At 63.5% G+C, this 22,847-nt stretch carries 22 protein-coding genes; 15 read left to right on the top strand and 7 right to left on the bottom strand.

Going from position 1 to position 22,847, the window contains the following annotated elements; all coding sequences use genetic code 11:
* Positions 1–29: 29 nt before the first annotated feature.
* From ACZ9GA_RS21210 to ACZ9GA_RS21220, 3 genes are all read left to right on the top strand, one after another.
* Positions 30–1,835 (top strand): di-heme-cytochrome C peroxidase, encoded by a 1,806-nt coding sequence (locus ACZ9GA_RS21210; protein WP_457360892.1) that lies wholly within the window; start codon positions 30–32, stop codon positions 1,833–1,835.
* Positions 1,832–3,013: a catalase family protein gene (locus ACZ9GA_RS21215; protein WP_457360891.1), complete on the top strand. Its 1,182-nt coding sequence runs from the start codon at positions 1,832–1,834 to the stop codon at positions 3,011–3,013. Before ACZ9GA_RS21210 ends, ACZ9GA_RS21215 begins: the two co-directional genes overlap by 4 nt.
* Positions 3,014–3,235: 222 nt before the next feature.
* Positions 3,236–3,388 carry a DUF3309 family protein gene (locus ACZ9GA_RS21220; RefSeq protein WP_008366615.1) on the top strand — a complete coding sequence of 51 codons (153 nt, stop codon included), beginning with the start codon at positions 3,236–3,238 and terminating at the stop codon, positions 3,386–3,388.
* 60 nt (positions 3,389–3,448) lie between these two features.
* Here the strand turns inward: ACZ9GA_RS21220 and ACZ9GA_RS21225 are convergent, their stop codons facing one another.
* The 3 genes from ACZ9GA_RS21225 to ACZ9GA_RS21235 form a co-directional block, all read right to left on the bottom strand.
* Entirely contained in the window at positions 3,449–5,107 is a 1,659-nt protein-coding gene (locus ACZ9GA_RS21225; RefSeq protein WP_457360890.1) for a cation acetate symporter, read from the bottom strand.
* Positions 5,104–5,415 (bottom strand): DUF485 domain-containing protein, encoded by a 312-nt coding sequence (locus tag ACZ9GA_RS21230; RefSeq protein ID WP_457360889.1) that lies wholly within the window; start codon positions 5,413–5,415, stop codon positions 5,104–5,106. Before ACZ9GA_RS21230 ends, ACZ9GA_RS21225 begins: the two co-directional genes overlap by 4 nt.
* 334 nt (positions 5,416–5,749) lie before the next feature.
* On the bottom strand, positions 5,750–6,607 hold the full coding sequence (locus ACZ9GA_RS21235) for a glycine betaine ABC transporter substrate-binding protein (RefSeq protein ID WP_457360888.1): 858 nt from the start codon (positions 6,605–6,607) through the stop codon (positions 5,750–5,752).
* A 271-nt stretch (positions 6,608–6,878) separates the two neighbouring features.
* On the opposite strand from ACZ9GA_RS21235, the gene ACZ9GA_RS21240 reads away from it, so the two are divergent.
* On the top strand, positions 6,879–8,429 hold the full coding sequence (locus ACZ9GA_RS21240; protein ID WP_457360887.1) for a glycoside hydrolase family 17 protein: 1,551 nt from the start codon (positions 6,879–6,881) through the stop codon (positions 8,427–8,429).
* 87 nt (positions 8,430–8,516) lie between these two features.
* Here ACZ9GA_RS21240 and ACZ9GA_RS21245 read toward each other — a convergent pair whose 3' ends face one another.
* Positions 8,517–8,873, bottom strand: coding sequence for a hypothetical protein (locus ACZ9GA_RS21245; RefSeq protein WP_457360886.1), 357 nt, complete (start codon positions 8,871–8,873; stop codon positions 8,517–8,519).
* A gap of 212 nt (positions 8,874–9,085) precedes the next feature.
* Between ACZ9GA_RS21245 and ACZ9GA_RS21250 the strand changes: the two genes are divergently transcribed.
* The 3 genes from ACZ9GA_RS21250 to ACZ9GA_RS21260 all read left to right on the top strand — a co-directional run bounded on the left by ACZ9GA_RS21250 (position 9,086) and on the right by ACZ9GA_RS21260 (position 12,215).
* A complete protein-coding gene (locus tag ACZ9GA_RS21250) occupies positions 9,086–10,384 on the top strand; it encodes a serine/threonine protein kinase (RefSeq protein ID WP_457360885.1) in 1,299 nt (432 codons plus the stop codon).
* Positions 10,377–11,150, top strand: coding sequence for an MlaA family lipoprotein (locus tag ACZ9GA_RS21255; protein ID WP_457360884.1), 774 nt, complete (start codon positions 10,377–10,379; stop codon positions 11,148–11,150). The genes ACZ9GA_RS21250 and ACZ9GA_RS21255 overlap by 8 nt, the downstream gene beginning before the upstream one ends.
* Before the next feature lie 210 nt (positions 11,151–11,360).
* Positions 11,361–12,215, top strand: a complete 855-nt coding sequence (locus tag ACZ9GA_RS21260) for a pirin family protein (protein ID WP_457360883.1) — start codon at positions 11,361–11,363, stop codon at positions 12,213–12,215.
* 93 nt (positions 12,216–12,308) lie between these two features.
* On the opposite strand, the gene ACZ9GA_RS21265 is transcribed toward ACZ9GA_RS21260, so the two are convergent.
* Together ACZ9GA_RS21265 and ACZ9GA_RS21270 are read right to left on the bottom strand one after the other, a co-directional pair.
* On the bottom strand, positions 12,309–13,454 hold the full coding sequence (locus ACZ9GA_RS21265; protein ID WP_457360882.1) for a patatin-like phospholipase family protein: 1,146 nt from the start codon (positions 13,452–13,454) through the stop codon (positions 12,309–12,311).
* Between the two features lie 123 nt (positions 13,455–13,577).
* Entirely contained in the window at positions 13,578–14,513 is a 936-nt protein-coding gene (locus tag ACZ9GA_RS21270) for a lipid A biosynthesis lauroyl acyltransferase (protein WP_457360881.1), read from the bottom strand.
* Positions 14,514–14,634: 121 nt separating this feature from the next.
* Between ACZ9GA_RS21270 and minC the strand changes: the two genes are divergently transcribed.
* The 8 genes from minC (at position 14,635) to ACZ9GA_RS21310 (ending at position 22,127) form a co-directional block, all read left to right on the top strand.
* Positions 14,635–15,363, top strand: a complete 729-nt coding sequence (gene minC, locus ACZ9GA_RS21275; protein ID WP_457360880.1) for a septum site-determining protein MinC — start codon at positions 14,635–14,637, stop codon at positions 15,361–15,363.
* Positions 15,364–15,502: 139 nt separating this feature from the next.
* Positions 15,503–16,315 (top strand): septum site-determining protein MinD, encoded by an 813-nt coding sequence (gene minD, locus ACZ9GA_RS21280; RefSeq protein ID WP_457360879.1) that lies wholly within the window; start codon positions 15,503–15,505, stop codon positions 16,313–16,315.
* Positions 16,315–16,566 carry a cell division topological specificity factor MinE gene (gene minE / locus ACZ9GA_RS21285; RefSeq protein WP_008366588.1) on the top strand — a complete coding sequence of 84 codons (252 nt, stop codon included), beginning with the start codon at positions 16,315–16,317 and terminating at the stop codon, positions 16,564–16,566. The genes minD and minE overlap by 1 nt, the downstream gene beginning before the upstream one ends.
* Positions 16,567–16,791: 225 nt before the next feature.
* Positions 16,792–17,427 carry an RluA family pseudouridine synthase gene (locus ACZ9GA_RS21290; protein ID WP_457360878.1) on the top strand — a complete coding sequence of 212 codons (636 nt, stop codon included), beginning with the start codon at positions 16,792–16,794 and terminating at the stop codon, positions 17,425–17,427.
* Between the two features lie 223 nt (positions 17,428–17,650).
* Complete coding sequence (locus ACZ9GA_RS21295) at positions 17,651–18,940, top strand: M18 family aminopeptidase (protein ID WP_457360877.1); 1,290 nt, start codon at positions 17,651–17,653, stop codon at positions 18,938–18,940.
* Positions 18,941–19,131: 191 nt separating this feature from the next.
* Positions 19,132–19,299, top strand: a complete 168-nt coding sequence (locus ACZ9GA_RS21300) for a hypothetical protein (protein ID WP_457360876.1) — start codon at positions 19,132–19,134, stop codon at positions 19,297–19,299.
* 107 nt (positions 19,300–19,406) lie between these two features.
* A complete protein-coding gene (locus ACZ9GA_RS21305) occupies positions 19,407–21,545 on the top strand; it encodes a mechanosensitive ion channel family protein (protein ID WP_457363678.1) in 2,139 nt (712 codons plus the stop codon).
* Positions 21,546–21,635: 90 nt separating this feature from the next.
* Complete coding sequence (locus ACZ9GA_RS21310; protein ID WP_457360875.1) at positions 21,636–22,127, top strand: MEKHLA domain-containing protein; 492 nt, start codon at positions 21,636–21,638, stop codon at positions 22,125–22,127.
* On the opposite strand, the gene phnR is transcribed toward ACZ9GA_RS21310, so the two are convergent.
* The gene (phnR, locus tag ACZ9GA_RS21315) at positions 22,093–22,812 is read right to left on the bottom strand and encodes a phosphonate utilization transcriptional regulator PhnR (RefSeq protein ID WP_457360874.1); all 720 of its coding nucleotides are present in this window, start codon (positions 22,810–22,812) and stop codon (positions 22,093–22,095) included. The two genes, ACZ9GA_RS21310 and phnR, sit on opposite strands and share 35 nt — an antisense overlap.
* Between the last annotated feature and the right edge of the window lie 35 nt (positions 22,813–22,847).

Raw genomic sequence — 22,847 nt, forward strand, 5'->3', positions numbered from 1 at the left:
GCATCGTTTCCCTGATATGGATGTCTGCCGTGCGATTTGTCTACCGCAGCCTGCTGGTGCTGCTCTTTGTCCTTTTCGTCGTGTTGGCCGTGGTGCTGTACTACACCGCCTGCCCCAATCTGCCCCGTTACGAGCCCGTGCAGAACCTGCGCTACCTGGACCAGTGGAGCACGGCTGACCGCCAGCTCTATTACTTCACGCCCCAGGGCACCCAGGTCAAGGGCCTGCACTACGACTGGTTCACCGCCCTTGAGCTGCCTTTCTCCCAGGACCGCTTCGCCGCGCCCGAATACCTGGCGCGCTTCGGTTTTTTGACCGAGCCCAATCAGCAGCCCAGCGCGCTTAACCCCGGCAACCTGCCGGTGGGGTTCGCCCGCCACCGCAATGACGGTGACAACGCCGAGTACCTGGACATCACCTGCGCTGCCTGCCACACCGGCGAGCTGCGGGTGAACGGCCAGGCGGTGCGTATCGATGGCGGCACCGCCCAGCACGTGCTGCCTTCCAGCGTGCCCACGCTCAAGGGCGGCAGTTTCGGCCAGGCGCTGGTGTCGAGCCTGGCGGCCACCTATTACATCCCCTGGAAGTGGAGCCGCTTCGCCCACCGCGTGCTGGGCGAGCGCTACGACAGCGACAAGGACACCCTGCGCAAACAGTTCAAGGCTTCGCTCGACACCTTCGCCCACACCGCCTGGAACGACTGGCACCGCGGCCTCTACCCGACCCAGGAGGGGCCGGGCCGTACCGACGCCTTCGGGCGCATCGCCAATGCCACCTTCGGCGACGCCATCTCGCCCGCCAACTACCGCGTGGCCAATGCGCCGGTGGACTACCCGCAGCTGTGGGACATCTGGACCTTCGACTGGGTGCAGTGGACCGGCTCGGCGCAGCAGCCCATGGCACGCAACGTTGGCGAGTCGCTGGGGGTGGGCGCTACGCTGAAGCTGCTCGACGAGCATGGCCAACCGGTGGCGGGCGACGATCGCTATGCGTCCAGCGTGCGCATCAAGGATCTCTACAGCATCGAAGAGACCCTGCAGCACCTCAAGCCGCCAGCCTGGCCTGAAGATATCCTCGGCAAGGTCGACCTGCAGAAGGCCGCCGCCGGGCGCGCCTTGTTCACCGCCAACTGCGCGGGTTGCCATGTGCCGCCCACTGACAAGAGCAGCGGGCGCCCGGTGCGCAAGATGGTGCTGGTAGCCACGGAAACCATCGGCACCGACCCTACCGCCGCCAACAATATCGCCACCCACCGCTACGATGTCAGCAGCCTGAAGTGGACGGCCGAGGACCTGAAGGGCCTTGACGTGACCATCCAGCCCGACCCCGGCCCACTGGACCTGACCAAGGTGTCAGTGGCCCAGGGCCTGGCCTACGTCACCGCGTTCGTGGAGCGGCATGCCTACAAGGCCGCAGGTATCAGCGAAGCCGATCAGGCCCGCTACAACGGCTTCGGCCTGCCGATCGGCGTGCTGGAAGTGCTGGCCTACAAGGCCCGGCCACTGGACGGCGTGTGGGCCACCCCGCCCTTCCTGCACAACGGCTCGGTGCCCAGCGTGTACCAGTTGCTGTCCCCCCAGGACGAGCGCCAGCGCACCTTCTACCGCGGCACCCTGGAGTACGACGCGGTCAACCTGGGCTATCGCACCGAGCGGTTCGACGCCGGCTTCCTGTACGACACCGCCATCACCGGCAACCACAACAGTGGCCACGAATTCCGCGATGGCCCCCGTGGCCGTGGCGTGATCGGCCGCTACCTGCAACCGGACGAACGCCGCGCCCTGATCGAGTACCTGAAAGTGCTGGGCGGCCCGCTCGAGGAGAAATTGCCATGATGTTCAGTGATTCCGCACGCCTGCCGGGCTTCTTCGGCCGCCTGTGGCTGCGCCTGGGCCGTGGGCTGTTCAAGCTGGTGTTGATCGTGCTGGTGCTGGGTGGCCTGGGGCTGGGCATTGGCTATGCGTACTACGCCTGGAAATTTTCCGGCCCCGTGCCGGCCGAGGAGCAGATCCCGCCCGGCGAGGCGGCCATGACCCAGGACATCATCCAGACCGCCATCCGCATCGTCGACCAGCACCGCGAGCCTACCCGCTACCTGCGCGACGCCCACGCCAAGGCCCACGGTTGCGTGACGGCGCAGGTCAGCGTGCCGCAGAACCTGACCGCCGACCTGCGCCAGGGCGTGTTCGCCGAGCCCGGCAAGGTGTGGCAGGCCTGGATTCGCCTGTCCAACGGCAACGCCTACCCGCAGTTCGACCAGTTGCAGGACGCCCGCGGCATGGCCATAAAACTGCTGGACGTGCCCGGCAAGCAGTTGATGGCCGACCAGGCTGATCGTCACGAACAGGACTTCGTGATGTTCAACCACGCCAACTTCTTCGTCAGCGACGTGGCCGAGTACCGTCAGAACATCAACGCCCAGGCCGATGGCAAGCAGGCGATGGCCTTCTTCCCAAGCCTGGACCCACGCAGCTGGCAGCTGCGCCACCTGCTGATCGCCAAGGCCACCCTGGCCAAGGCGCCGCTGAGCCCGACCCTGGCCACCTACTACTCGGTGTCGCCGTACAAGTTCGGCAGCGCCAACGCCAAGTTCCGGGTGGTGCCCGACCCCAACAGCTGCCCGCCTTACACCGTGGCCAAGCAGAACCAGGACCTGCCCAACTTCCTGCGCACCGCCCTGCACCAGCAGCTCACCGCCGACCAGCAGCCGGCGTGCTTCATGTTGCAGATCCAGCGCCAGGACCCACGCAAGTACATGCCCATCGAGGACACCAGCGTGGAATGGAAGGAAAGCGACGCGCCGTTCGAGACCGTGGCCATGATCCGCGTACCGCCCCAGGACTTCGACACCCCGGCGCAGAACCTGATGTGCGACAACCTGTCGTTCAACCCGTGGCATGGTGTAGAGGCGCATCGGCCGATTGGCGGCATTAACCGGCTGCGCAAGGCGGTGTATGAAGCGGTGAGTGGCTATCGGCATGCCCGCAATGCTGCCACTGCACCGGCCCCGTAGCAGCTGCCGCCAGGCGGCGTCCGGGCGCAACGCGGCGCCTGTGACGCGACCTGGCGGCCGCTGCTACATAAGTGCGTGTCCACCATCGAGTTGGGGGATGACAGAAATGTCGAAAAATATTTCGGACTTTTTTCAGACGCCCAGAGTCGGACTTATTAAGCCGTCACGTTTTTCACTGACGCTAAAAGCCTGCACCCCAAAAGTCGAATAAAGGAAAACGCCATGGGCACCATACTTATCGTCATCCTCATCCTGCTGTTGATCGGTGGTCTTCCCGTGTTCCCGCACTCCAGAAGCTGGGGTTACGGCCCGTCCGGTATTATCGGCGTGGTGCTGGTAGTGCTGCTGATATTGGTATTGCTTGGCAGAATATAACCAAGGCGTATAACAACAAAGGCAGCCCCAGGGCTGCCTTTGTTATTGGCGCATTACAACTTAGTGAGCCACGGCACCACTGGCGCCCAGGCCAGTCTGCGAGCGTACGAACTGTGGCAGGAACAGCGCCCGTTCATTTTCCGCTGCCTTGGATTTATCGGTGATGGAGAAGAACCAGATCCCCACGAAGGCAATGATCATGGAAAACAGTGCCGGGTATTCATACGGATAGATCGGTTTCTCGTGCCCCAGGATCTGCACCCAGATGGTCGGGCCAAGAATCATCAGGCCCACGGCACTGATCAACCCCAACCAGCCGCCGATCATGGCGCCGCGGGTAGTGAGCTTTTTCCAGTACATGGAAAGCAGCAGCACCGGGAAGTTGCAGCTGGCAGCAATCGAGAATGCCAGGCCCACCATGAAGGCAATGTTTTGCTTCTCGAACAGGATGCCCAGGCCGATGGCCAGGATACCCAGGGCGATGGTGGTGATTTTCGAGACGCGAATCTCTTCTTTCTCGTTGGCCTTGCCCTTCTTGATCACGCTGGCGTACAGGTCGTGGGATACCGCCGAAGCGCCGGCCAGGGTCAGCCCGGCAACCACGGCCAGGATAGTGGCGAAGGCCACCGCCGAAATGAAGCCCAGGAAGATACTGCCGCCCACGGCATCGGCCAGGTGCACCGCCGCCATGTTGTTGCCGCCCAACAGCGCGCCCGCTGCGTCCTTGAACGCCGGGTTGGTGCTGACCAGCAGGATGGCACCAAAGCCGATGATGAAGGTGAGGATGTAGAAGTAACCGATGAAGCCGGTGGCATACAGCACGCTTTTACGGGCTTCCTTGGCGTCGGACACGGTGAAGAAGCGCATCAGGATATGCGGCAGGCCTGCGGTACCGAACATCAACGCCAAGCCCAGGGAGAACGCCGAGATCGGGTCTTTCACCAGGCCGCCGGGGCTCATGATGGCCTCGCCTTTGGGGTGCACCTTGATGGCTTCGGAGAACAGGGCGTTGAAGTCGAAGTTGACGTGTTTCATCACCATCAGCGCCATGAACGAGGCGCCCGACAGCAGCAACACTGCCTTGATGATCTGCACCCAAGTGGTGGCCAGCATGCCGCCAAACAGCACGTACAGGCACATCAGGATACCCACCAGCACCACGGCCACGTGATAGTCCAGGCCGAACAGCAACTGGATCAGCTTGCCGGCGCCAACCATCTGCGCGATCAGGTAGAACGCCACCACCACCAGCGAACCACAGGCCGACAGGGTGCGGATCTCGGTCTGCTTGAGCCGGTAGGAGGCCACGTCGGCAAAGGTGTATTTGCCCAGGTTGCGCAGGCGCTCGGCGATCAGGAACAGAATGATCGGCCAGCCCACCAGGAAGCCGATGGAGTAAATCAGGCCGTCGTAGCCGGAGGTGAACACCAGCGCCGAAATCCCCAGGAAGGACGCCGCCGACATGTAGTCACCGGCAATGGCCAGGCCGTTCTGGAACCCGGTGATGCGCCCGCCCGCCGCGTAGTAGTCGGCCGCCGACTTGTTGCGTTTGGAAGCCCAGTACGTGATGCACAGGGTGGCGCCCACGAACGCCACGAACATGATGATGGCGGAGACGTTGAGGGGTTGTTTCTGCACCGCGCCGGTAATGGCATCGGCCGCGAACAGGGCGGGGGCGAACGCCGCGAGGCCAAGGCTGGCCAATAATCGCTTGATCATTGTTGTGCCTCCTTGAGGATCTCTCTGTTCAGGTCATCGAATTCGCCGTTGGCGCGACGCACGTAGATACCGGTCAACACGAACGCACTTAAAATCAGCCCGACACCAATGGGTATGCCCCAGGTGATGGACGATTCAGGCGACAACTTGGCCCCCAGTATGTGTGGACCGTAGGCGATCAATAAGATGAACGCCGAATAAAGCCCGAGCATGATCGCCGAGAGTATCCAGGCGAATCGTTCCCTTTTTTGCACCAGCTCCTTGAAACGCGGGCTGTTTTGAATCGAGAGGTAAATGCTGTCGTTCATTGTTTTTATCCTCGCAGCACAGATGGGTGGGACGCTTCCACTTTAGGCTGCTGCGCAACAGCCTCCAGACGACCTTAGTATTAGATCGACATTACTGTTTCGCCAGTTTGAATAGTTGCATAGCTAACTTATGACAGAAATAAAACGTGTAGCCGCTGCCGCCAGGCTGCGCTGGCCCTTGAGCACACTGCGGATTTTCAGTGGGGCATAGGGCAAGCGCAGCCTGGCGGCAGCGGCTACACGTATTTCGCGTATATACCGGGTTACAATAAAAAACCGCCGAGGCTGTTAACCTCGGCGGTTCTGGAAGTTGCTGGATAGAACGGTTGATTGATTATTTAGCGGTCCACTCCGCCACGCGATCCGGGTGCTTGGCAACCCAATCCTTGGCAGCGGCCTCAGGCTTGGTCCCTTCCTGCACGGCCAGCATCACTTCGCCGATTTCGTCCTTCGAGTTCCAGTGGAACTGTTTCAGGAAAGTCGCCACTTCCGGTGCCTTGGCGCTCAGTTCCTTGCTGCCGATGCTGTTGACGGTCTCGGCGGCGCCGTACACGCCTTTAGGGTCGTCCAGGAAGCGCAGTTTCCACTTGGCGAACATCCAGTGCGGCACCCAGCCGGTCACGGCGATGGATTCATGCTTGTCGTAGGCGCGGCCCAGTTCGGCGGTCATGGCGGCACCGGAGCTGGCCTGCAGTTTGTAGCCGGTCAGGTCGTAGTCCTTGATGGCCTGGTCGGTCTTGAGCATCACGCCGGAGCCGGCGTCGATGCCGACGATCTTGTCCTTGAAGGTCTTGTCGGTTTTCAGGTCTGCCACCGACTTGGCGGCCACATACTCCGGCACGATCAGGCCGATTTTGGCGTCCTTGAAGTTGGGGCCGTAGTCGACCACCTTGTCCTTGTTCTTGGCCCAGTATTCGCCGTGGGTCACGGGCAGCCAGGCCGACAGCATGGCGTCCAGCTTGCCGGTGGCCACGCCCTGCCACATGATGCCGGTGGCCACGGGCATCAGTTTCACGTCATAGCCCAGCTTCTGCTTGATCACCTCGGCGGCCACGTAAGTGGTGGCGACGCTGTCGGACCAGCCATCGACGTAGCCGATGCTCAACGTAGGTTTGCTATCGGCGCTGGCCAGGGTGGAACTTGCAGCAAGTGCCAGAGCGGCGGCCGCTCCCAGGATTTTCTTCATCTTCATCCAGACTTCCCCAAAAGGCTGCGCTCGACGGGTGTCGAGCATCGATCGTGTGCACGGCGCTGGCAAATCGCCTTGTAGTGCCCACTGATCATCAACCTCACGCGGGGAACATCCTGCTCTGGCTGCGACCTTGAGGCAGCGAGAAACGACATCACCTTGCCATTAACGCCACCGACCAACGGTCGTCTGCTCGAACTTTGCATGGTGAACGGGTAAGCCAGGCCCAAATACAGGTAACATGCGCGGCTTTGTTGCCTGACGAAAATAGCCAATGCCCGCCACGTCCCGCTCCATCCTGCTGCCCTATTTGTTCGCCTGTGTGCTCGGTCTGCTCGCCCTCGCCGGTTTCTGGTATGGGCTGGGCAAGCCCGTGGTGCTGCCCGATGCCGCCAGCGCCACGCACAAGCTGCAATGCGCCTCGTACACCCCGTTCGACAAGGACCAGTCGCCGTTCGACCAGCCGTTCAAACTGCGCCCCGAGCGCATGGACGCGGACCTTGCCCTGCTGGCCACGCGCTTTGAATGCATCCGCACCTATTCCATGACCGGCCTTGAAGGCATCCCGGCCCTGGCGCGCAAGCACGGTTTGAAGGTGATGATCGGCGCCTGGGTCAACAGCAACCCGGTGGACACGCAGAAAGAGATCAAGGCGCTGATCGCGGCGGCCAACGCCAACCCGGATGTGGTGTCGGCGGTGATCGTCGGTAACGAGACCCTTCTGCGCAAGGAAGTCACCGGCAAGCAACTGGCTACGCTAATTCGCCAGGTGAAAAGCCAGGTCAAGCAACCGGTGACCTACGCCGATGTCTGGGACTTCTGGCTGCAATACCCGGAAGTGGCGCCGGAGGTGGACTTCCTGACCATTCACCTGCTGCCCTACTGGGAAGACAACCCCAGCGGCATCGACAAGGCCTTGGCCCACGTGGCCGAGGTGCATGACGACTTCGCCAAGCGCTTCGCCCCCAAGGACATCCTGATCGGCGAGACCGGCTGGCCCAGCGAAGGCCGCCAGCGCGAAACCGCCCTGCCCAGCCGCGTCAACGAAGCGCGCTTCATTCGCGGCGTGGTGGCCATGGCCGAGCAGCGCGGCTGGCGCTACAACCTGATCGAGGCCTTCGACCAGCCGTGGAAGCGCGCCAGCGAAGGCGCCGTGGGCGGCTACTGGGGCCTGTTCGACGCCGACCGCCAGGATAAGGGCGTGTTGCAGGGCCCGGTGACCAACGTGCCGTTCTGGCCACAGTGGCTGGGTGCTGGTGTGGTGCTGTGGCTGGCGGCCCTGGCGTTCGCCGGCCGCGTGGCCGGCCGTCGCAGTGCTTGGTTGTTGCCGCTGCTGGCGGCCGCTGGCGCGGGCAGCCTGGGCGCGTGGGGCGAACTGATGCGCATCAATGCGCGGTTTGCCGAGGAGTGGGTCTGGGCGGTGCTGCTGGCGGGCCTGAATTTCATCGTGCTGGCCTACGGCGTACTGGCGCTGGCCAAGCGTGAAGGCTGGCGCGAGCGCCTGTTCGCCTGGCTGGACCGTCGCGGCGGCTGGTGGCTGGCGGCGGCCGGTTTTGCAGCAGCGGTGATGATGCTGGGGTTGGTGTTCGATGCGCGTTATCGCAGCTTCCCCAGTGCCGCGCTGGTATTGCCGGCGCTGGTGTACCTGTTGCGACCGGTGGCGGTGCGCAGGCCTGAGGTGCTGTTGCTGACGGCGATCGTGGGCGTGGGGATACCGGTGCAACTGGCGATCGAGGGCGTGCAGAACCAGCAGGCGTGGGCCTGGGCGATTGTCAGCGGGTTGATGGTGTGGGCGATGGTGCGCAGCCTCAGAATTTCACGTTGATAGCACGGGCCTCATCGCGGCCAAGGCCGGCTCCTACACAGATCGGCGTAGGAGCTGGCCTTGGCCGCGATGCAGACGCCGCCTGACTCAAGCCCTGACCAACCGCAACCCGGCAATCACCACCGCAAACACCGCCAGGCTGGCGCTGTACAACACCAGCCCCGGAATGCCGAGCACCAGGGCCAGCGCGGCAATCCACCACCCCAGGCAACGCGGCACAAAAAAACCGAGTACTGCCGCCACCAGGGCCGCGATGGAAATCATGCGGAAATGAATCAGGTAGCCCAGCGCCGAACGCAACTGACATTGCCACAGGCCCGCCTGGTCGCTGCACAACCCTACCCAGCGGGCATCTTCCATCAACTCGTAGCGCACGCCATAGCTGGCCGCCAGACTCAGGGCAACCAGGACGAACAGCACAATCAGCGACGCACGGCGGGACATGACACACTCCGGAAAGGAAAAACGGCGCCAAGAATAACCACACGCGGTGGTTATGCAAGGCGAAAACCGTTGATGTAGCTATTGTGTCCGTTGGTGTATCACGCACGTACAATATTTTGCGTGTCAAAAGCAGTCATACTGGGCAACTTGCCACCAATGCGGTGGTCAGAGCCTGCGTACTTCACTCAGCTTTCGCCTTTTAGGGACACGTCATGCTTCGAATATTGCGCTTCGCTGCCTTGGTAGGCGGCCTCATTTTGAGTGCGTCAGCGTTGGCCAAGGACGTCGACGTTGCCACTTACGGCTTCCCGTTGACCAACCCGTTCGAAGCCACCATCGCCTCGACCCCGCCAGACCTGCGCCCCAAACTGCCGGCCGATGAAGACATCAAGCAGGAGGACCGCACCCTCAACCTGCGGCCTGACCGCGACTTCACCCTGCCCGACAACTTCTGGGCGGTGAAAAAGCTGCGCTACCGCCTGGCCTATCAGGACCATGCCGCGCCGCTGATTTTCATCATCGCCGGCACCGGCGCGCCCTACACCAGCAGCCTCACCGAGTACCTGAAAAAGCTGTACTACCAGGCCGGTTACCACGTGGTGCAGTTGTCGTCGCCTACCAGCTACGACTTCATGAGCGCGGCCTCGCGCTTCGCCACCCCTGGCGTGACCAAGGAAGACGCCGAAGACCTGTACCGGGTAATGCAGGCCGTGCGCGCGCAGAACCCCAAGCTGCCGGTCACCGACTACTACCTGACCGGCTACAGCCTGGGGGCGCTGGACGCCGCCTTCGTCAGCCATCTGGATGAGACCCGCCGCAGTTTCAACTTCAAGAAAGTGCTGCTGCTCAACCCGCCGGTGAACCTGTACACCTCCATCAGCAACCTAGACAAGCTGGTACAGGCCCAGGCCAAGGGCATCAACAACACCACCACCTTCTACGAAGTGGTGCTGCAGAAGCTCACCCGCTACTTCCAGCAGAAGGGCTACATCGACCTCAACGATGCCCTGCTGTACGACATCCAGCAGTCCAAGCAGCACCTGTCCAACGAACAGATGGCCATGCTGATCGGCACCTCGTTCCGCTTCTCGGCGGCCGACATCGCCTTTACCTCGGACCTGATCAATCGCCGCGGGCTGATTACCCCGCCCAAGTTCCCGATCACCGAGGGCACCAGCCTGACGCCGTTCTTCAAGCGCGCGCTGCAGTGTGACTTCGATTGCTACCTGACTGACCAGGTGATCCCGATGTGGCGTGCCCGCACCGACGGTGGCAGCCTGCTGCAACTGGTGGACGAAGTGAGCCTGTACGCCCTCAAGGACTACCTGCACGACAGCCCGAAAATCGCCGTGATGCATAACGCCGACGACATCATCCTCGGCCCTGGCGACCTGGGCTTTTTGCGCAAGACCTTTGGCGACCGCCTGACCGTTTACCCTCACGGTGGCCATTGCGGCAACCTCAATTACCGCGTCAACGCCGACGCCATGCTGGAGTTTTTCCGTGGCTAAGACATTACTCCTGGCCGCCGCACTGCTGTGTGCCGGCACGGCCTATGCCGACGACGCCCCTCACGCGGACCTGGATGGCTTCACCCAGCCGCTCAAGCAGCTCAAGTTCAACCCCGGCCTTGACCAGCGCGAGTTCGAGCGCAGCACCCTGACGGCGCTGAACGTGTACGACCCGATCGAGAACTGGAACCGCCGGGTCTACCACTTCAACTACCGTTTCGATGAGTGGGTGTTCCTGCCGGTGGTCAATGGCTACCGCTACGTGACGCCGGGCTTTTTGCGCACTGGCGTGAGCAACTTCTTCAGCAACCTGGGCGATGTGCCCAACCTGGTCAACAGTGCGCTGCAGCTCAAGGGCAAGCGCTCGCTGGAGATCACCGGGCGCCTGCTGCTCAATACCACGGTCGGCATCGCCGGCCTGTGGGACCCGGCTACCCTGATGGGCTTGCCGCACCAGAGCGAAGACTTCGGCCAGACCCTGGGCTTCTACGGCGTGCCGGCCGGGCCGTACCTGGTGCTGCCGGTGTTCGGGCCGTCGAACCTGCGTGACACCACGGGCCTGCTGTTCGACTACGGTGCCGAGTCGCAGATCAACTTCCTCAACGTGTCCCACGAAAGCACCCGCCACCCGGAAATCTGGGCCTTGCGTGCGGTGGACAAGCGCTACACCACCAGCTTCCGTTACGGCTCGCTGGACTCGCCGTTCGAGTACGAGAAGGTGCGCTACATCTACACCGAATCGCGCAAGCTGCAGATCGCCGAGTAACCGCCTAAAACCTGTGGGAGCGGGCTCTGCCCGCGAAAAGAACACCGCGCAGTTTCTGACAAAACGCGGTGTTCTTTTCGCGGGTAGAACCCGCTCCCACAGAGCAGCAATCAATTTTATTGATAGCTACTAGCCGAATTCAGCGCTATTCGTTCGAATTATTCCGCGCAACAATAGAGCCATTCCCACCCCTTCTACAGGAGTTGTGCAATGTCTCAATTTCGCAAAGTCATCGGTATCCAGGCTGGCCAAGCCACCAGCGACGGCGCAGGCGTGAGCCTGACCCGCGTCATCGGCGGCCCCGGTATCGAGCGCTTCGACCCTTTCCTGATGCTGGACGAGTTCGGTTCGGACAACCCCGACGAATACATCGCCGGCTTCCCGCCGCACCCGCACCGGGGCTTTGAAACCATCACCTACATGCTCGAAGGGCGCATGCGCCACGAAGATCACCTGGGCAACGTCGGCCTGCTGCAAGGCGGTGGCGTGCAATGGATGACGGCGGCACGCGGCATCATCCACAGCGAAATGCCCGAGCAGGAAGAAGGCGTGATGCGCGGCTTCCAGTTGTGGCTGAACCTGCCGGGCAAGGACAAACTCGGCACCCCCGGCTACCGGGACATCCAGCCAGAGGACATCCCGCGCCTGACCACACCTGCGGGCATCGACGTGGTGGCCATTGCCGGCACCTTCGACGACGGCGAGGTGCAACAGGTGGGTGCGGTGGAGCGGCCGCACACCGAGCCGCACCTGTTCGACCTGCACCTGCCCGCTGGCGCCAGCATCAGCCCGCGCCTGCCTGAGGGGCATCGCGTGATGCTGTATGTGTACGAAGGCGCGGTGCAGTTGCCCGGGCTTGCCGACAGCGTCTCGGCCAGCCGGTTGGTGCGTCTGTCCGACAGCGGCCAGGTACAGATCGACAGTGCCGATGGCGCTCGGGTGTTGGTGCTGGCCGGCAAGCCGCTGAACGAACCGATCGTGCAATACGGGCCGTTTGTGATGAACAGCCGCGAAGAGATCGAGCAGGCGCTGCGTGATTTTCGCGATGATCGGTTGACTGCCTGACCCCCTGTAGCCGCTGCCGCAGGCTGCGCTGGCCCCCACGTCCACTTGAGATTTTCAGCGAACACAAGGGCCAGCGCAGCCTCGCGGCAGCGGCTACGGGTTTGGCGCTGGCGTTAGAAACGCAAGCAGTTCAGCCTTCTTGGCCAACGCATCCCGCCGCCCCAGCTCAATCAACTCCCCGCAATACCCCGCCTCGAACAGCAGATAACTCAGCAACCCCGCCCCACTGGTTTTCGTCGCCCCCGGCCCGCGCAGAAACAGGCGCAACGCCGGTGGCAATTCATGCCTGTGCCGCGCCGCGATCTCGTCCAGCGGCTGGCTGGGCGACACCACCATGACCTCCACCGGGCTCAGCCCCAGGGGCGCACTGCTGACGTCTGCCGGCAGCAACCGCCCCAACTGGTTAAGCCGCTGCAGCAGCTCGAGGTCATCCTCAAGGCTATCGATAAACGCGCTGTTGAGCAGGTGCCCGCCAATCTGCGCCAGGCTGGGCTGCTGCTCGCTGCCCGCCGCCACCCCGGTATCCGGGCCCCGGGGGTTGCCGCTGACGCCCACCACCAACACCCGCGTGGCGCCCAGGTGCAGGGCCGGGCTGATGGGTGCCGACTGGCGCATGGCGCCATCCCCATAGAAATCCTCGCCCAGGCGCACGGGCGGGAACAGCAAGGGGATGGAGGCGCTGGCTAGCAGATGCTCGACGCTCAAGGGGGTCGGCACACCGATGCGGCGGTGGCGCAGCCAGGGCTGGATGGCATGGCTGCCCTGATAGAACGTCACTGCTTGCCCGGAGCTGTAGCCGAAGGCGGTCACCGCCACCGCGTGCAAAGCGCCCGCCGCCAGCGCGCCATCGATGCCGCCAAGATCAAGCCGCTCGCGCAGCAGTGTGCCCAGCGGCGAGCTGTCCACCAGCGCCACCGGCACGCTGCCGCCAATGCCCAACAGGCTATGGCGGATGAAGCGGCTGGCCTGGCGGATCACGCCAGGCCAGTCACTGCGCACCACCTGATGGCTGGCGAAGCTGCGCCAGAAGGCTTCCAGGCGCTGCACGGTGGCAACGAAGTGCTGGGCACCGCTGGCCAGGGTCACGGCATTGATGGCGCCGGCGGAGGTGCCGACGATCACGGGGAAGGGATTGGGCGCATCGGCGGGCAGCAACTGCGCGATGCCCGACAGCACGCCCACCTGGTAGGCAGCGCGGGCGCCGCCGCCGGAGAGGATCAGTCCTGTGATCGCCTGCATGGGCACCCCTTGACCACTATGACACTACTGTGGGAGCGGGCTCTGCCCGCGAAAGGAACGCCGCGTCTTGCCTGAAGATCGCATTGGCCTTTTCGCGGGCAGAGCCCGCTCCCACCAAAAACCTTACCGGCGGCGCTTTTCGTAGAGTTTAGGCGAGCCCGGCGGGCGCGACTTGAAGCGGCGGTGCGCCCACAGGTACTGCTCGGGGCATTCACGCACCGAGGCTTCTACCCATTGGTTGATGCGCAGGCAGTCGGCCTCTTCGCTTTCACCCGGGAAGTCTTCCAGCGGCGGGTGGACGACCAGGCGGTAACCGCTGCCATCGGCCAGCCGCTGCTGGGTAAAGGGAATCACCCGCGCCTTGCCCAGGCGGGCAAACTTGGTGGTGGCCGTGACAGTCGCCGCAGGGATGCCGAACAGCGGCACGAAGATGCCCTGCTTGGCGCCGTAGTCCTGATCCGGCGCGTACCAGATGGCGCGGCCCTTGCGCAGCAGCTTGAGCATGCCGCGCACGTCCTCGCGCTCCACCGCCAGGGAATCAAGGTTGTGCCGCTCGCGGCCCTGGCGCTGGACGAAGTCGAACAGCGGATTGCCATGCTCGCGGTACATGCCGTCGATGGTATGACGCTGGCCGAGCAACGCGGCGCCGATTTCCAGAGTGGTGAAGTGCAGGGCCATCAGAATGGCACCCTCGCCGGCCTGCTGCGCAGCCTGCAAATGCTCCAGGCCTTCGATGTGCGCAAGCCGCGCCAGGCGGGCCTTTGGCCACCACCAGCTCATGGCCATTTCGAAGAACGCGATGCCGGTGGAAACGAAATTTTCCTTGAGCAAACGGGTTCTTTCGACGAGCGGTAGTTCGGGGAAACACAGCTCCAGGTTTCGCGCCGCAATACGGCGGCGCTCCCCGGCAATGCGGTACATGCCAAGGCCCAGCAAACGGCCGATGACCAGCAGCACGCGGTACGGCAGCTGCACGATCAGCCACAATAGCCCCAGCCCCAGCAGCAATGGCCAGAAACGCGGGTGGAGAAAGGTTCGGTTAAAACGCGGGCGATCCATTACAGATTCCGGACAGACAACAAGGCCGCGCATTCTACATGGGTTCGCCCGGCTTGCGGCTGGCGGGCGTTCTCGTTATAAGTCTCGGCACTTTTCGTTACAAGGCGCCTTTTTGCCGACCATGAGCCAGACCGAACCGCTAGACCAGGAAAACGTGTTCCAGCTGAAGGGCAGCATGCTCGCCATCACCGTGCTGGAACTGGCCCGCAACAACCTTGAAGGCCTGGACCGCCAGTTGGCGGCCAAGGTTGCCCAGGCCCCGAATTTCTTCAGCAACACCCCGCTGGTGCTGGCTTTGGACAAAATGCCGGCCAGCGAAGGCGCGGTCGACCTGCCGGGCCTGATGCGCGTGTGCCGCCAGCACGGCCTGCGCACCCTGGCCATCCGCGCCAGCCGTATCGAAGACATCGCGGCCGCCATCGCCATCGACCTGCCGGTGCTGCCGCCGTCGGGCGCCCGCGAGCGGCCGATCGAGCTGGAAGCGCCCAAGCCGCCGGAAAAACCGCCGGCGCCGGTCATCAATCCGACGAAAATCATCACCCTGCCGGTGCGCAGTGGCCAACAGGTCTATGCTCCTGGCGGTGACCTTGTGGTCATGGCCACGGTCAGCTCCGGCGCGGAACTTCTGGCCGATGGCAACATCCATGTGTACGGCCAAATGCGCGGCCGGGCCCTGGCCGGTATCAAGGGCGATACCAAGGCACGCATTTTCTGCCAGCACCTGGGCGCCGAGCTGCTGTCCATCGCCGGCCAGTACAAGGTCTCGGAAGACCTGCGTCGCGACCCCTTGTGGGGGGCAGGCGTACAAGTCAGCTTGTCCGGTGATGTGTTGAACATCACCCGCCTTTAACGGATACTGCCGCCATTTTCCGTACAACTTTTAAACTTGTCGGCAAAAGGCCATTACCACGGCCTGCCGGCTGCGGTTGTTTACAAGTCATGCTTTCATTCAGGGACTAGCAATCCTTTTTCATTAGGGGTGATACACCTTGTCCAAGATTCTCGTGGTTACATCCGGCAAAGGTGGTGTGGGCAAGACCACCACCAGCGCCGCCATCGGTACCGGCCTGGCCCTGCGCGGCCACAAGACCGTCATCGTCGACTTCGACGTGGGCCTTCGCAACCTCGACCTGATCATGGGCTGCGAACGCCGCGTGGTGTATGACTTCGTCAACGTGGTCAACGGCGAAGCCAACCTGCAGCAAGCCCTGATCAAGGACAAGCGCCTGGAAAACCTGTACGTGCTGGCCGCAAGCCAGACCCGTGACAAGGACGCGCTGACCAAGGAAGGCGTGGAAAAGGTGCTGATGGAGCTCAAGGAGACCTTCGAGTACGTGGTCTGCGACTCCCCGGCAGGCATCGAGACCGGCGCCCACCTGGCCATGTACTTCGCTGACGAAGCCATCGTGGTAACCAACCCCGAAGTGTCGTCGGTACGTGACTCGGACCGCATGCTGGGCCTGCTGGCCAGCAAGTCGCGTCGCGCCGAGCGCAACGAAGACCCGATCAAGGAGCACCTGCTGCTGACGCGCTACAATCCCGAGCGCGTGAGCAAGGGCGAGATGCTGGGCGTGGAAGACGTCAAGGAGATCCTGTCGGTGACCCTGCTGGGCGTGATTCCCGAGTCCCAGGCCGTGCTCAAGGCTTCCAACCAGGGCGTGCCGGTGATCCTCGACGACCAGAGCGACGCCGGTCAGGCCTACAGCGATGCCGTGGACCGTCTGCTGGGCAAGAACGTGGAACACCGCTTCCTCGAACAGCAGAAGAAAGGATTCTTTGAGCGGCTCTTTGGGGGTAACTGATGAGCATTTTTGACTTCTTTCGTTCCAAAAAGGTCAATACCGCGTCGGTAGCGAAAGAGCGTCTACAGATCATCGTGGCGCACGAGCGCGGCCAGCGCAGTACCCCGGACTACTTGCCAGCCTTGCAGAAGGAACTGGTGGAAGTGATCCGCAAGTACGTCAATATCGGCAACGAGGACGTGCAGGTAGCGCTGGAAAACCAGGGCAGCTGCTCGATCCTGGAACTCAATATCACCCTGCCTGACCGATAGGTTTGGCGTAGGACCGCGGTGTCTGTTTCCCGAGCTTCGCTCGGTCCCACACCTTTCGGGCCATGTGTGCCAGGAAGGCAAAGCACTTAGCCCTTGGAGGCACCTCAGCCAGATCTGTGGTGCACCAGGGGCTAAGTGCTTTGCGCCCCTGACACAACTGCCGCGATCGGTGTGGGACCGAGCAAAGCTCGGGAAAAGGGCAACCCCGGCCCCCAAGGAAACACAATGCCGCTGTCCAACATCCACATCCTGCACCAGGACGACGCCATCCTGGTGATCAACAAGCCCACCCTGCTGCTCTCGGTGCCTGGCCGCGCCGAAGACAACAAGGACTGCCTGATCACCCGCCTGCAGGAAAACGGCTACCCCGAGGCGCGCATCGTGCACCGCCTGGATTGGGAAACGTCCGGCATCATCCTGCTGGCCCGCGACGCTGATACTCACCGCGAGCTGTCGCGCCAGTTTCACGACCGCGAAACCGAAAAGGCCTACACCGCCCTGGCCTGGGGCCAGCCGGAGCTGGACAGTGGCAGTATCGACCTGCCGCTGCGCTACGACCCGCCCACCAAGCCGCGCCACGTGGTCGACCATGAGCAAGGCAAACATGCCCTGACTTTCTGGAAAGTGCTGGAACGCTGCGGCGACTGGTGCCGTGTGGAGCTGACGCCCATCACCGGCCGCTCACACCAGTTGCGCGTGCACATGCTGTCCATCGGGCACCCCCTGCTGGGCGACGGCCTGTACGCGCACCCAGAGGCCCTGGCGGCCTATCCGCGCCTGTGCCTGCATGCCAGCATGCTCAGCTTCACCCATCCCGCCACCGGCGAGCGCGTGCGCTTCGAGTGCCCGGCGCCGTTTTGATTCGCAGCGCCTGTTTCCCGAGCTTCGCTCGGTCCCACACCGTTCGGGCCATGGGTGTCAGGTAGGCAAAGCGCTTAGCCCTGGCGCACCCCAAGGGCTAAGTGCTTTGCCTACCTGACACTACTGCCGCGAACGGTGTGGGACCGAGCGAAGCTCGGGAAACAGGCAACACAAATCCCCAACCAATACGTTAAACTCGCGCCACTGCTGTCTGGAGCCACTTATGCGCGAAGCTTTGAACCAGGGCCTGATCGACTTCCTCAAGTCCTCCCCCACGCCTTTCCACGCCACCGCCAGCCTGGCCATGCGCCTGGAGGCTGCCGGTTACCAGCGTCTCGACGAACGTGACACCTGGGCCACCGTCGCCGGCGGGCGTTATTACCTGACCCGCAACGACTCCTCGATCATCGCCTTCAAACTGGGCCGCCACTCGCCGCTCATTGGCGGTATCCGCCTGGTAGGCGCCCACACCGACAGCCCGTGCCTGCGCGTCAAGCCGCAACCCGAGCTGCAACGCCAGGGCTTCTGGCAACTGGGCGTGGAAGTGTACGGCGGCGCGCTGCTGGCGCCCTGGTTCGACCGTGACCTGTCGCTGGCCGGCCGCGTCACCTTCCGCCGTGACGGCAAGGTCGAAAGCCAGCTGATCGACTTCAAGCTGCCGATCGCGATCATCCCCAACCTGGCCATCCACCTGAACCGTGAGGCCAACCAGGGCTGGGCGATCAACCCGCAGACTGAACTGCCACCGATCCTTGCCCAGGTGGCCGGTGACGAGCGCCCGGACTTCCGCGCCCTGCTGACCGAGCAACTGGCCCGCGAGCACGGCCTGAATGCCGATGTGGTGCTGGACTACGAACTGAGCTTCTACGACACCCAAAGCGCCGCAGTACTGGGCCTGCACGGTGAGTTCATCGCCGGCGCACGCCTGGACAACCTGCTGTCGTGCTACGCCGCCCTGCAGGCGCTGCTGCACGCCGACAGCGAGGAAACCTGCGTGTTCGTGGCCAACGACCACGAAGAGATCGGTTCGTGCTCGGCCTGTGGCGCCGACGGCCCGATGCTGGAGCAGACCCTGCGCCGCCTGCTGCCCGACGGTGACGACTTCGTGCGCACCATCCAGCGCTCGCTGCTGGTATCGGCCGACAACGCCCACGGCGTGCACCCCAACTACGCCGACAAGCACGACGCCAACCACGGCCCGAAACTCAACGCCGGCCCCGTGATCAAGGTTAACAGCAACCAGCGCTACGCCACCAACAGCGAAACCGCCGGTTTCTTCCGCCACCTGTGCATGGCCGAAGAAGTACCGGTGCAAAGTTTCGTGGTGCGCAGCGACATGGGTTGCGGCTCCACCATCGGCCCGATCACCGCCAGCCACCTGGGCGTGCGCACCGTGGACATCGGCCTGCCGACGTTCGCCATGCACTCGATCCGCGAGCTGTGCGGCAGCCAGGACCTGGCCCATCTGGTCAAGGTGCTGGAAGCCTTCTACCGCAGCCGCGAACTGCCGTAACAACGGCCGATGTGGGAGCGGGCTCTGCCCGCGAAGGGCACGCCGCGGAACGCCTTACGGATCGCGGCGGTCTTTTCGCGGGCAGAGCCCGCTCCCACGTTCGCGACGTCAATGTTTCGCGATACCGGTCAATCCGTCCGCGCCAGCGGGCCTAAACTTAAAACAGGCCCCCACGCTCAAGGACAACGATCATGGACGAATTCACCTCCCTGCTGTTCCAGGTCACCGCCAGCCTGGGCCTGCTCACCTTCGGTTTCAGCCTGCGCGAACGCAACATCGGCATCCTGATGCTCTGGCTCGGCATGCTCTGCCTGCTCGGTATTGTGCTGTATAAAATCCTGGTGCGAATCGGCGCATAACCGCTCGCCTTGCCCCCAAACGCCTCGTACACTCCCTCGATCAAGAATTACCCTGGGTTTATCGTCGCGTGCCTGTCATTTTTCGTCTGCCTGCCTTTTTCACCCTGATGCTGATTTGCCTGCTGGCCGTGCTGCCACCGGCGCAGGCGGCCGGCTTGCCGAGCCTGCTGGCCGGCTCCCAGAAGGCCCAGCCCGAATCCACCGAGCCGCTGGGGCAATCGCTGGACCAGGTCATCAATTCGCTGGAAAACGACCAGCAGCGCACCAAGCTGCTGGCCGACCTCAAACGCCTGCGCGACACCACCAAAAAAGCCCAACCGGCCGCCGACGAAGGCGTGCTGGGGCTGATCGGCAGCACCCTGGGGCAGTTCGAGAAAAAATTCGCCGGCGAAGACAGCCCGCTCAACCGCTGGGGCGACGAATTCGACCAGGCCGGGCAGGAACTGTCCGACCTGATGCTGCCCGTGGCCCAGTGGCCGCCGATCATCTTCGGTTTCGTGCTGATCATCCTGGTGTGGAGCCTGCTGGCCTACGCGCTGAACTGGATCAGCCATCACATCCGCATGCGCTTCGGGCTTAGCGAGGAACTGCCTCAGCACCCGCGCACCCTCGACCTGCTGCGCTTCGCCCTGCGCAAGCTGGGGCCGTGGCTGGTGGCGTTGATCATCACCGTGTGGGTGGGCTACGCCCTGCCCTCGTCGCTGGGCAAGGACCTGGCCATGGTGCTGGCCTATGCGCTGGTGGTGGGCACCTGCTTCTCGGCCATCTGCGTGGTGGCGTTCTCGCTGCTGGACGGCCCCCATCGCCATCGTGCCCTGTATATCCTGCGTCACCAGGCCTTCCGGCCGCTGTGGCTGATTGGCAGTTTCGCCGCCTTCGGCGAGGCGCTGAACGACCCGCGCCTGATCGCCAGCCTGGGCTCGCACCTGGCACACATGGCCGCCACCCTGGCCAACATGCTGGCGGCCCTGTGCACCGGCATGTTCGTGCTGCGCTTCCGCCGCCCGGTGGCGCACCTCATCCGCAACCAACCGCTGGCGCGCCGCCTCACCCGCCGCGCCCTGAGCGACACCATCGATATCCTCGGCAGCTTCTGGTACCTGCCCGCACTGGTGCTGGTAGGCATCTCGCTGATCGCCACCTTCATCGACGCCGGCGACACCAGCACCGTGCTGCGCCAGTCGCTGGTGTGCACCGTGCTGCTGGTGCTGTGCATGGTCTGCAACGGCCTGGTACGCCGCCATGCAGTGCGCCCGCCCAAGCGCGTCAAGCGCCACGCAGTGTACTTCGAGCGCCTGCGCAACTTCGGCTACACCCTGGTGCACCTGATCATCTGGCTGTGCTTCATCGAGCTGGGCCTGCGGGTGTGGGGCATGTCGCTGATCCGCTTCACCGAAGGCGACGGCCACGACATCAGCGTCAAACTGTTCAGCCTGGCCGGCACGCTGATCCTGGCGTGGCTGGTGTGGATCCTGGCCGATACTGCGGTGCACCACGCCCTGACGCACTCGCGCAAGGGCCTGGCCAATGCCCGCGCACAAACCATGATGCCGCTGATCCGCAACGTGCTGTTCATCGCCATCTTCATCATCGCCGCCATCGTCGCCCTGGCCAACATGGGCATGAACGTCACGCCGCTGCTGGCCGGTGCCGGTGTGATCGGCCTGGCCATCGGTTTCGGCGCCCAGTCGCTGGTGGCCGACCTGATCACCGGCCTGTTCATCATCATCGAAGACTCGCTGGCCATCGACGATTACGTGGACGTGGGCGGCCACCTGGGCACGGTGGAGGGCCTGACCATCCGTACCGTGCGCCTGCGCGACATTGATGGCATCGTGCACACCATTCCGTTCAGTGAAATCAAGAGCATCAAGAACTACTCTCGTGAGTTCGGCTATGCCATTTTCCGGGTCAACGTACCGCACACCATGGACATCGACACCGCCATCAAGCTGATGCGCGACGTGGGCCAGAAGATGCGCACCGACCCGCTGCAACGGCGCAATATCTGGTCGCCACTGGAAATCCAGGGCGTGGAGAGCTTCGAGGCGGGCACCGCCATCCTGCGGGCGCGCTTCAAGACCGCGCCCATCAAGCAGTGGGAAGTGTCACGGGCGTTCAACCTGGCGCTCAAGCGCCAGCTCGACGAATCGGGCCTGGACCTGGCTACGCCGCGCCTGAGCGTGCAGGTGGTGACCAGCGCCGGCGGTACGGTAGGCGGCGAGGCCAGCGTCACGGCAACCTGAGGTGTGTGTCCAATCTGACCATAGACCGCAGGCGCCCCAGGGGTTAGCGTGCGGTTTCCACGGATGACAGCGCAGTAGAGGAACAGAGCAATGCTTGGCCCCGACTTAGCGAGCCGGCTGCTGGAGATAGACGAGGCCTATTTCAGGCACACCGGCAAGCACCTGCCCATGGCGATCCCCGGCGCGCCACTGGATCTGCTGTGGGTACACGAAGAAGCACCCTATGGCCTGCTGGCCCATGACGGCAGCGACATGCCGCGTTTCGTCTACGCCAACCGTCAGGCCCAGCGCTGCTTCGACTACCCGCTGGAAGACTTCATCGGCATGGTCTCCGAGCTCAGCTCGCCCCCCGAGCAGCGCGCGTCGCGCCAGTATTACCTGGATCGCGTGCGCAGGGCCGGCTACAGCTTCAACTATCAGGGCGAGCGCTACTCACGCAGTGGCCAGACTTTCCAGATCTACGATGGCGAGATCTGGGAACTGTCGCCGCCGGGTGCACCGGCACGTGCGGGCCAGGCCTCGCTATTCTGGCTGACCGAGGTGGAAATCAAGGCGGCGAAATATCGGCACTCAGGCGGATAGCGTCGTGCCGCCAGTATTCCAGGTCGCAGTCGATCAGCCGTCCCTGCTGGTCATGGTTGACCCGGGTGATGCGCAGCCCCGGGCTGCCCAGTGACACCTTCAGCGCACTGGCAGCCTCCGCGCGCAGGGCCGTAGGGGCCATCTCGAAACGCACACGTCCGTATTCGATGCCGTAGTGGCGGGCGTAGATCTCGGTCAGCGGCTGGTTCAGGTCCAGCTCCAGTATCCCCGGAAAATACTGGGGGTTGAGGTAGTGCTCCACGTACAGCACCAGGCGCTGATCGATGCGCCGGGTGCGGCACAGCTGGATGACGCTGGACAGCGGCGGCAACTGCAGGCTGGCGCAGATGGACGCCGAGGCCGGCACCAGCCGCCCCGACAGCAATTGCGTGGACGGCTCGCGCCCCTGCTCGCGGACCATGGCGTGAAAATGGCTACGCTTCATCAGGTCGTAGGTCAGGCGTGGTGGCGAAATGAACCAGCCACGGCGTTCTTCGCGGTAGATCAGCCCCCTCGCTTCCAACTGCACCAGCGCCTCGCGCAGGGTGATGCGCGTGGTGTCGAACACCTCGCTGAGCTTGCGCTCGGCCGGCAGCTTGCAGCCGGGCGCCAGCAGGCCATGCTGGATCTGTTCCTGCAGGGCCTGGCAAATCGCCGTCACGGCTCGGGGCGCACTGTTACGCATCATTTCAACCTGTCTGGTCTAGTCCAGTTCCAAAA

Source organism: Pseudomonas sp. TE3644, assembly GCF_056278815.1.

Bases quoted from the DNA above. Each gene is read 5' to 3' on its own strand.
- ACZ9GA_RS21270 (WP_457360881.1), bottom strand. From the start codon at position 14,513: ATGGATCGCCCGCGTTTTAACCGAACCTTTCTCCACCCGCGTTTCTGG.
- ACZ9GA_RS21245 (WP_457360886.1), bottom strand. From the start codon at position 8,873: ATGTCCCGCCGTGCGTCGCTGATTGTGCTGTTCGTCCTGGTTGCCCTG.
- minC (WP_457360880.1), top strand. From the start codon at position 14,635: ATGAGCCAGACCGAACCGCTAGACCAGGAAAACGTGTTCCAGCTGAAG.
- ACZ9GA_RS21310 (WP_457360875.1), top strand. From the start codon at position 21,636: ATGCTTGGCCCCGACTTAGCGAGCCGGCTGCTGGAGATAGACGAGGCC.
- ACZ9GA_RS21290 (WP_457360878.1), top strand. From the start codon at position 16,792: ATGCCGCTGTCCAACATCCACATCCTGCACCAGGACGACGCCATCCTG.
- ACZ9GA_RS21215 (WP_457360891.1), top strand. From the start codon at position 1,832: ATGATGTTCAGTGATTCCGCACGCCTGCCGGGCTTCTTCGGCCGCCTG.
- phnR (WP_457360874.1), bottom strand. From the start codon at position 22,812: ATGCGTAACAGTGCGCCCCGAGCCGTGACGGCGATTTGCCAGGCCCTG.
- ACZ9GA_RS21220 (WP_008366615.1), top strand. From the start codon at position 3,236: ATGGGCACCATACTTATCGTCATCCTCATCCTGCTGTTGATCGGTGGT.
- ACZ9GA_RS21305 (WP_457363678.1), top strand. From the start codon at position 19,407: ATGCTGATTTGCCTGCTGGCCGTGCTGCCACCGGCGCAGGCGGCCGGC.
- ACZ9GA_RS21265 (WP_457360882.1), bottom strand. From the start codon at position 13,454: ATGCAGGCGATCACAGGACTGATCCTCTCCGGCGGCGGCGCCCGCGCT.
- ACZ9GA_RS21230 (WP_457360889.1), bottom strand. From the start codon at position 5,415: ATGAACGACAGCATTTACCTCTCGATTCAAAACAGCCCGCGTTTCAAG.
- ACZ9GA_RS21250 (WP_457360885.1), top strand. From the start codon at position 9,086: ATGCTTCGAATATTGCGCTTCGCTGCCTTGGTAGGCGGCCTCATTTTG.
- ACZ9GA_RS21295 (WP_457360877.1), top strand. From the start codon at position 17,651: ATGCGCGAAGCTTTGAACCAGGGCCTGATCGACTTCCTCAAGTCCTCC.
- minE (WP_008366588.1), top strand. From the start codon at position 16,315: ATGAGCATTTTTGACTTCTTTCGTTCCAAAAAGGTCAATACCGCGTCG.
- ACZ9GA_RS21225 (WP_457360890.1), bottom strand. From the start codon at position 5,107: ATGATCAAGCGATTATTGGCCAGCCTTGGCCTCGCGGCGTTCGCCCCC.
- ACZ9GA_RS21260 (WP_457360883.1), top strand. From the start codon at position 11,361: ATGTCTCAATTTCGCAAAGTCATCGGTATCCAGGCTGGCCAAGCCACC.
- ACZ9GA_RS21240 (WP_457360887.1), top strand. From the start codon at position 6,879: ATGCCCGCCACGTCCCGCTCCATCCTGCTGCCCTATTTGTTCGCCTGT.
- ACZ9GA_RS21300 (WP_457360876.1), top strand. From the start codon at position 19,132: ATGGACGAATTCACCTCCCTGCTGTTCCAGGTCACCGCCAGCCTGGGC.
- ACZ9GA_RS21235 (WP_457360888.1), bottom strand. From the start codon at position 6,607: ATGAAGATGAAGAAAATCCTGGGAGCGGCCGCCGCTCTGGCACTTGCT.